Origin of the sequence: Halomonas sp. 3D7M, from assembly GCF_014897885.1 — a bacterium.
In the GTDB taxonomy this organism is placed as follows: Bacteria; Pseudomonadota; Gammaproteobacteria; order Pseudomonadales; family Halomonadaceae; genus Vreelandella.
Genome location: NZ_JABUZF010000180.1, coordinates 1 through 211, shown reverse-complemented (window position 1 = coordinate 211; position 211 = coordinate 1). Strand labels below are relative to the sequence as shown.

1 pseudogene is annotated in these 211 nt (G+C 50.7%); it reads right to left on the bottom strand.

Annotated elements, in window-relative coordinates:
* Nucleotides 1-33 precede the first annotated feature (33 nt).
* Nucleotides 34-211 (bottom strand): annotated as a pseudogene (locus INT22_RS20710) (redox-sensitive transcriptional activator SoxR); the annotation flags it as partial.

Genomic DNA, 211 nt, shown 5'->3' with positions numbered 1-211 from the left:
TAAGGGCTATTTTAAGGAACCAGCGTTTGGTTCTTATCGGGCTCTGGCTTTTTGCTCTGCCTGATCGAGAAGTACAGGGCCGCTACCTGATTTAGCCAGTTTGTCGTCGGGGTTATAGAGCGGGCAACTAGTCATGCTCAGGCAACCACAGCCTATACATCCCGCTAGGTTATCGCGCAGTTTTTGCAGGTAAGCAATTCGGCCATCAAGC